Source organism: Nocardioides sp. NPDC059952 (assembly GCF_042730435.1).
Taxonomy (GTDB): Bacteria; Actinomycetota; Actinomycetes; order Propionibacteriales; family Nocardioidaceae; genus Nocardioides.
Genome location: NZ_JBHWLY010000022.1, coordinates 75,754 through 82,312, shown reverse-complemented (window position 1 = coordinate 82,312; position 6,559 = coordinate 75,754). Strand labels below are relative to the sequence as shown.

Genomic DNA, 6,559 nt, shown 5'->3' with positions numbered 1-6,559 from the left:
CGTTAGAACGAGCCGACTCGACGAGGGTTTGTGTCAGGACGAGCCGAGTCGGTGGGTCAGAGGCGGTCGACCACCCAGTCGATGCAGGCGGTGAGGGCCGCGATGTCGGCGGCGTCGACGGAGGGGTACATCGCGATCCGGAGCTGGTTGGTGCCGATGCCGCGGTAGGCGTCGAGGTCGACGACGCCGTTCTCCGAGAGGATGCGGCGCAGCTCGTCCTTGTCGATGCCGGCATCGAGCTCGACGGTGCCGACGACGAGGGAGCGATGGGTGGGGTCCTCGACGAACGGGCGGGCGTACGGAGCCTTCTCGGCCCAGGCGTAGAGCGCGTCGGAGGAGGCGGTGGTGCGGGCGACCATCGCGTCGAGCCCGCCGGAGGAGTTCATCCAGTCGAGCTGCTCGGCCATCAGGAAGAGCGTCGCGACGGAGGGCGTGTTGACGGTCTGCGCGCTGCGGGACTGCTTGATCGCCTCGGTCAGCGAGAAGAACGACGGGATGTGGCGGCCGCTCGCCGCGATCTCCTCCGCCCGTGCGATCGCAGCGGGGGAGAGCAGCGCCAGCCACAGACCGCCGTCGGAGGCGAACGACTTCTGCGGGGCGAAGTAGTAGACGTCGCTCTGGGTCACCTCGAGCGGCAGCCCGCCGGCGGCCGAGGTCGCGTCGACGATGGTGAGCTGGTCCGCACCGGCGCCGGCGGGACGTACGACCGGAGCCATCACGCCCGTCGAGGTCTCGTTATGTGTCCAGGCGTAAACATCGACGTCGTCCTCGTGCGTCGGCACGGCCAGGGACCCCGGGGCGGCCGAGATCACCGAGGGATCGGCCAGCCAGGGCGCCGCCTCGGCCGCGGAGAGGAACTTCTTGCCGAACGCCCCGAAGACGGCGTGCTGGCTGCGCTCGCGCACCAGTGCGTACGTCACCAGGTCGAAGAACGCCACCGAGCCGCCGTTGCCGATGACGACCTCGTAGCCCTCCGGCAGCGAGAACAGGTCGGCCAGCCCGGTCTGGACGCGGCGGACGAGATCCTTCACCGGCTGCTGCCGGTGAGAGGTCCCCATCACCGACACCCCGGTCGCGGCGAGCGCCTCCAGGCGCCCGGTGGGCACCTTGGACGGCCCGGAGCCGAAACGTCCGTCGGCGGGGAGGAGGTCGGCGGGGATCTGCAGCGTCATAAACCCATTCTCGCAAGTCGCGGGCATCGGCCAGAATACCGACGTGTCTGTTGAGATTCGCCGGGTCGCGTACGACCACCCGGATGCCCAGAAGCTGGTCGGCCGGGTCCAGGAGTTCTACGTCGAGCGCTACGGCGAACCCGACTACGACCCGACCGTGCCGGAGATGTTCGAGCCGCCCGCGGGCGCGTACTTCCTGGCCTACCTCGACGACGTCCCGGTCGCCTCCGGCGCCTGGCGACGCTCCGGCGAGTCCGCCCTCGGGACCGAGGTGACCGCCGAGATCAAGCGGATGTACGTCGTCCCGGAGGCCCAGGGCCAAGGCCTCGCCAAACGCATGCTCGCCCACGTCGAGTCCTCGGCCCGCGAGACCGGCTTCGAGGCGATGGTCCTCACCACCGGCGGCCTCCAGCACGAGGCCATCGGGCTCTACGCAGCCAACGGCTACGTCGACGTCGAGCCGTTCGGCTACTACAAGGACGACGACCTCGTGGTCTGCATGGCCAAGCGCCTCGTCTGAAGGCGTACGCTCCTTGCCATGGCAGATGCTGAGCAGATCGTGATCACACTGTCGGCGCCCGAGCTCGAGACGATCCGCGAGCTCGTCGCCGATGGCACCGTCCACAGCGTGGCTGACTTCGTCCAGCGTGCCGTGGGGGCGTTGCTCAGTGACGTCGAAGCCGGCGGCGAGATGTCTGCTGAGGCGCTCGAGACCGGCGAGGTCTCGGACGAGCTGGCGCAAGCGCTCGACGAGATCACCACGCTCTTCCAGCGGAATCGAGGCTGAGTCGAGCCGTTCGGCTACTGCAAGGACGACGATCTCGTGGTCTTGCACGGCCAAGCGCCTCGACGGCTCGCCGCACAGACGCAGGAACCGACCGGCTCGGCCGGTCGGTTCCTGGGGTCAGCGGGGCTCTACTTCCCCCAGTCGGCGTTCCAGCCCTCGATCGCGTCGGCGGGGCGAGCGGAGGGGCCGGTGTAGATGGCGGAGGGCCGGATCAGCCGGCCGGTCTTCTTCTGCTCCAGGATGTGGGCGGACCAGCCACCCGTGCGGGCGCAGGTGAACATCGAGGTGAACATGTTGGCCGGGATCTGGGCGAAGTCGAGGACGATGGCGGCCCAGAACTCGACGTTGGTCTCCAGGACGCGGTCGGGGCGGCGGGCCCGCAGCTCCGCCAGCGCGGCCTTCTCCAGGGCCTCGGCGACCTCGAAGCGGGGTGCGTTGAGCTCGCGGGCGGTGCGGCGCAGGACGCGCGCACGCGGGTCCTCGGCGCGGTAGACGCGGTGGCCGAAGCCCATCAGCCGCTCACCCGAGTCGAGCAGGCCCTTCACATAGGCGTCGGCGTCGCCCGACTTCTCGACGTCCTCGATCATGCCGAGCACGCGCGAGGGGGCACCGCCGTGCAGCGGGCCGCTCATCGCGCCGATCGCGCCGGAGAAGGCCGCGGCCACGTCGGCGCCGGTGGACGTGATCACCCGGGCGGTGAAGGTCGAGGCGTTCATGCCGTGCTCGGCGGCCGAAGACCAGTAGGCGTCGATCGCGTGGGCGTGGGCGGGGTCCGCCTCGCCGCGCCAGCGGATCAGGAACTTCTCGGCCAGGGTGCTGCCCTTGTCGACCTCGCGCTGCGGCACCACCGGCAGGTGGATGGAGCGGGCCGACTGGCCGGCGTACGAGAGGACCATGACGGCAACCCGGGCGAGGTCCTCGCGGGCCTGCTCGTCGGAGATGTCGTAGGTCTGCCCGAACCCGAAGGCGGGCGCGAGCATGGGGATGGCGGCCTGGACGTCGACGCGCACGTCACCGGTGTGCACCGGCAGGTTGTAGGCCTCCGCGGGCGGCAGCCCGGGGCCGTATGAGCCGTCGATCAGCAGACCCCAGACGTTCTCGAACGGCACTCGGCCGACGATGTCTTCGATGTCGACCCCGCGGTAACGGAGGGCCGAACCCTCTTTGTCGGGCTCCGCGATCTGGGTCTCGAAGGCCACGACGCCCTCGAGACCGTGCTGTACCTGGCTCACTGCCTTCTCCGTTCCTCTGATGTCACTGGGCATTGTGCCGCATCCTGGCTTCGCCCCGGGCGTGGGGCGCGGCCGCGGGAGGCGGCGCGACGCTAGTGTCACCAGCATGGACCTGGGGAAGCTCGTCGGTGGTCTCAACGCCAAGGACATCGACAAGGTGATCACGCTGATCACCGAGAACAAGGATGTGCTGGCCTCGGTCGAGCGGCTGCCGAAGCTCTTCGACTCCTTCGGCGAGGGCCTCGAGGCCGCCGGTGGGCGCGCCCGTGAGGCCGGCGCCGTGCTGGTCGGAGACGGTGCCAACGGTGTCAAGGGCACGTTGGGCGACGTCGCCGCCTCGCTGGGTGGCATCTCGGCGGCGATCTCCAAGGGCGTCGACCGGCTCGCCGACGTCGCCGAGGGGCTCGGGCGGGTGCCGATGGCCGACGGTCCGGCCAAGTCGATCGCGAGCGCTGCGAAGGAGATCGGCAGCGCCGGCTCGGCGCTCGACGATCTCTCCGGTTCTCTCGAGACGATCGCCGATCTGCTGGCGAAGGTCGGCGCGGCGCTGGAGCAGCTGGGCGACAAGCTCGACGAGTCGGGCACGCAGGTCAAGACCTTCATGGGCTGAGTCCGCATGGGCTGAGTCCGCATGGGCTGAGTCCGCATGGGCTGAGTCCGGCGCTGGCGGCGTGACGGAGTCGATAGGTTGAGACCATGGATCTCTCAGCTGAGCTGGCGGCCGCGCGCGAGTCCTATACGCGCAACGGCCTGACCGAGGGCGACCTCGCGGCAGACCCGTTCGAGATGTTCGAGAGGTGGTACGCCGAGGCTCGCGACGCGGGCATCGTCGAGCCCAACGCGATGGTGGTCTCGACCGTCTCGGCCGAAGGCGCGCCCTCCTCGCGCCTCGTGCTCCTGAAGGGTTTCTCGGCCGACGGCTTCACGTTCTTCACCAACACCGCCTCCCGCAAGGGCTCCGATCTCGCCACCAACCCGCGGATCGCGGTGCTCTTCCCGTGGCATCCCCTCGAGCGGCAGGTACGCATCGACGGCATCGCCCACGAGGTGCCCCGCGTCGAGGTCGAGGCCTACTTCTGCCAGCGCCCGCGCGGTTCCCAGCTCGGTGCCCACGCCTCCCACCAGAGCCGGGTCGTCACCGGGCGCGAAGAGCTCGCGGCGGCGTACGAACGGGTCGAGGCGGAGTTCGACGACCAGCCGGTCCCGGTGCCCGAGGAGTGGGGTGGCTACCGGGTCGAGCCGGCGGCGGTGGAGTTCTGGCAGGGGCGGCCCGGCCGGATGCACGACCGGCTCGTCTACCGACGCGAGGGCGACACGTGGCGCACGGAGCGGCTGGCCCCATGACGAGTCCACTGACGGGGATGCAACGCGTCACCGAGGCGCTGGGCGGGCGGATCGCCTACGGCGCCGACTACAACCCGGAGCAGTGGCCGGAGGAGGTCTGGGACGAGGACGTACGCCTCATGCGGGAGGCCGGGGTGAACCTGGTCAGCGTGGGGATCTTCTCCTGGGCGCTGCTGGAGCCGACGCCGGGGACGTACGACTTCGGCTGGCTCGACCGGGTGCTCGAGAAGCTGCACGCCGGCGGGATCGCCGTGGACCTGGCGACCGCGACCGCGAGCCCGCCGCCGTGGTTCCTCGAGCGTCACCCGGAGGCGACGCTCGTCGACCAGATCGGCAACCCGCGCGCGTTCGGTGCGCGCCAGGCGTACTGTCCCTCGTCGGTCGCCTACCGCGATGCCGCCACGACCCTCGTCACCGAGCTGGTCAAGCGGTACGACGACCACCCGGCGGTGGTGATGTGGCACGTCAACAACGAGTACGGCTGCCACAACGACCACTGCTTCTGCGATGCCAGCGCGGTGGCCTTCCGGCGCTGGCTGCGGGACCGTCATGGCGAGGTCGAGAGGCTCAACGAGGCGTGGGCGACGACCTTCTGGAGCCAGCGCTACACCAGCTGGGACCAGATCGGGCCGCCGCGCCAGGTCTCCTACGGCAACTTCGCCAACCCCGGTCAGCAGCTGGACTGGTGGCGGTTCTGCTCGGACGAGATCCGCGACATCTACCGGGTCGAGGCGGCGGCGGTGCGGGCGCACTCCGACAAGCCCCTGACCACCAACTTCATGGGGTTCCGCAAGTCGCTCGACTACCGGAGCTGGGTCGATGTCGGGGACCTCGTCTCCAACGACCACTACCTCATCGCCGCCGACGAGGACCGCACCCCGCAGCTCGCGATGACCGCGGACCTGACCCGCTCCTGGGCCCACGGCGAACCGTGGCTGCTGATGGAGCACTCGACCTCCGCGGTCAACTGGCAGCCGCGCAACATCGCCAAGACCGCCGGCGAGATGCGCCGCAACTCCTTCCAGCACGTCGCCCGCGGCGCGGACGGCGCCCTGTTCTTCCAGTGGCGCGCGTCGCGCGGTGGCGCGGAGAAGTTCCACTCCGCGATGGTCCCGCACGCCGGCACCGAGAGCCGGCTGTGGCGAGACGTCGTACGCCTCGGGGCTGATCTCTCCGCGATCGCGGAGGTCGCCGGCACCCGGGTGGGGCAAGCGAGCGTCGCGATCGTCTTCGACTGGGACTCGTGGTGGGCGGCGACCTTCGACTCGCACCCGTCGGTCGACGTGGACCCGATGGCGACCGCCCGCGCGTGGCACAAGGCCTGCTGGGCTCGCAACCTCGGTGTGGACATCATCGGCGTCGCCGACCCGCTCGACGGCTACGACGTGGTGGTGCTGCCCGTGCAGTACCTGCTCACCGACGAGACCGTCTTGCGTCTGACAGCGTTCGTCGAGGCCGGCGGCACGCTCGTCGCGACCTACTTCACCGGGATCGTCGACGAGAACGACCACATCCGGCTGGGCGGCTACCCGGGCGCGCTGTCCGACCTTCTCGGGGTCCGGATCGAGGAGTTCTGCCCGCTTCCCGAGGGCGACGAGATCCCGCTGACCGCCTACGGCTCCGGCGCGATCTGGAGCGAGCGTGGCCGTGCCGTCGGGGCCGATGTCGTGGCTGCGTACGCCACCGGCGACTGCGCCGGCGACCCGGCCGTCACGCGTCGACGCGTGGGTAAGGGCACCGCCTGGTACGTCGGCACGGAGCTCGCCCCCAACGCCCTCGACACCCTGGCCACCCAGATCTTCACCACGACCAAGCCGGTCGTCGGGGGCCTCCCCGAGGGCGTCGAGGCGATCCGGCGGGTCGGTGAGCAGGGGACGTACGTCTTCGTCATCAACCACACCCACGAGGCGGTCATCGTCCCTGTGCGCGGCACCGACCTGCTCTCCGGCAACGACGGCGGCCCCCACCTGGTCCGCGCGGGTCAGGTCGCGGTCATCCGGGAGGTTTCCTGATCATCCGAAGAT

General features: G+C 70.2%; 7 protein-coding genes. 5 read left to right on the top strand and 2 right to left on the bottom strand.

The window, feature by feature from the left end; translation table 11 throughout:
• Positions 1-56: 56 nt before the first annotated feature.
• Positions 57-1,172, bottom strand: a complete 1,116-nt coding sequence (gene serC, locus ACFV9G_RS12690; RefSeq protein WP_378727829.1) for a phosphoserine transaminase — start codon at positions 1,170-1,172, stop codon at positions 57-59.
• A gap of 43 nt (positions 1,173-1,215) precedes the next feature.
• Here serC and ACFV9G_RS12685 point away from each other — a divergent pair, with 43 nt between their 5' ends.
• A complete protein-coding gene (locus tag ACFV9G_RS12685) occupies positions 1,216-1,692 on the top strand; it encodes a GNAT family N-acetyltransferase (RefSeq protein ID WP_378727828.1) in 477 nt (158 codons plus the stop codon).
• 18 nt (positions 1,693-1,710) lie between these two features.
• Entirely contained in the window at positions 1,711-1,959 is a 249-nt protein-coding gene (locus ACFV9G_RS12680; protein WP_378727827.1) for a hypothetical protein, read from the top strand.
• Positions 1,960-2,087: 128 nt separating this feature from the next.
• On the opposite strand, the gene ACFV9G_RS12675 is transcribed toward ACFV9G_RS12680, so the two are convergent.
• Positions 2,088-3,224 carry a citrate synthase 2 gene (locus ACFV9G_RS12675; RefSeq protein WP_378727826.1) on the bottom strand — a complete coding sequence of 379 codons (1,137 nt, stop codon included), beginning with the start codon at positions 3,222-3,224 and terminating at the stop codon, positions 2,088-2,090.
• Positions 3,225-3,297: 73 nt separating this feature from the next.
• On the opposite strand from ACFV9G_RS12675, the gene ACFV9G_RS12670 reads away from it, so the two are divergent.
• From ACFV9G_RS12670 to ACFV9G_RS12660, 3 genes are all read left to right on the top strand, one after another.
• A complete protein-coding gene (locus tag ACFV9G_RS12670) occupies positions 3,298-3,801 on the top strand; it encodes a hypothetical protein (protein ID WP_378727825.1) in 504 nt (167 codons plus the stop codon).
• A gap of 86 nt (positions 3,802-3,887) precedes the next feature.
• Complete coding sequence (gene pdxH, locus ACFV9G_RS12665; protein ID WP_378727824.1) at positions 3,888-4,535, top strand: pyridoxamine 5'-phosphate oxidase; 648 nt, start codon at positions 3,888-3,890, stop codon at positions 4,533-4,535.
• Positions 4,532-6,547: a beta-galactosidase gene (locus ACFV9G_RS12660; protein WP_378727823.1), complete on the top strand. Its 2,016-nt coding sequence runs from the start codon at positions 4,532-4,534 to the stop codon at positions 6,545-6,547. Before pdxH ends, ACFV9G_RS12660 begins: the two co-directional genes overlap by 4 nt.
• Positions 6,548-6,559 lie beyond the last annotated feature (12 nt).